Source organism: Aliiroseovarius halocynthiae (genome assembly GCF_007004645.1).
In the GTDB taxonomy this organism is placed as follows: domain Bacteria; phylum Pseudomonadota; class Alphaproteobacteria; order Rhodobacterales; family Rhodobacteraceae; genus Aliiroseovarius; species Aliiroseovarius halocynthiae.
This window is the reverse complement of the sequence record NZ_ML660044.1, coordinates 1-851: the sequence shown is the minus strand read 5'-3', so window position 1 is coordinate 851 and position 851 is coordinate 1. Positions and strand designations below refer to the sequence as shown.

The following is an 851-nucleotide window of genomic DNA, read 5'->3' as shown; positions in this document are numbered from 1 at the left end:
TGAACAGGTCTGTCAGGACGTCGATTACATCGGTCGAGTTCAGCTTCCGCTCGACCCTGATAGCCAAACATTCCCGACTGTACTCATCAAGGATGTTCAGCGTCCGGAAGGCTTTGCCGTCGTCGGTTCGACAATGAACGAAGTCATACGACCAAACATGGTTGCGATATTCTGGCCGTAGCCGAACGCATGAGCCGTCATTTAGCCAAAACCTCCCTTTCTTTGGTTGTTTCACTGGCACTTTCAGCCCCTCTCGCCGCCAGAGCCGTTCAACCCGCCCATCACTGACGGACCATCCAGCCCCTCTCAGCAGCGCAGCGATCCTGCGATACCCATATCGGCCATATTGACGGGTCAGCTCGATCATGTCGGCGACCAGCCTGTCCTCGTCCGCGCGGCCTCTTGGGATGCGTCGTTGCGTGGACCGGTGTTGTCCAAGCACGCGACAGGCGCGTCTCTCGGAAACGTTCAGCTGGTTGCCTACATGGTTAATACAAGCACGACGACGAGCGGGGCTCAGTAGTTTCCCTTTGTGGCTTCCGTCAGGATCAGTTTGTCCAACGTCAGATCAGAAACCGCACGTCGCAATCGTTCGTTCTCTTTCTGAAGCCGTTTCAGTTCCTTCAACTGATCTATGCCCATTCCGCCGTACTTCTTTCTCCAACGGTAATAGGTTTGTTCAACAACGCCAATCTGTCTGATCGCATCAAGGCGGGACATGCCTTGCCCCATCAGAACTTCAACCTGCCGTAACTTTGAGACAATCTCTTCGGGCTTCGGTCTCTTGTTTGCCATTCGTGGTCCTCCGTTTCCTAAACATAACGATGGACCAGTTCAGTTGGGGAGGCTCA

At 54.2% G+C, this 851-nt stretch carries 1 pseudogene; it reads right to left on the bottom strand.

Features of this window, described 5'->3' with window-relative positions:
* Positions 1-795, bottom strand: a pseudogene (locus tag FIL88_RS16585) (IS3 family transposase); the annotation flags it as partial.
* Positions 796-851: the final 56 nt, after the last annotated feature.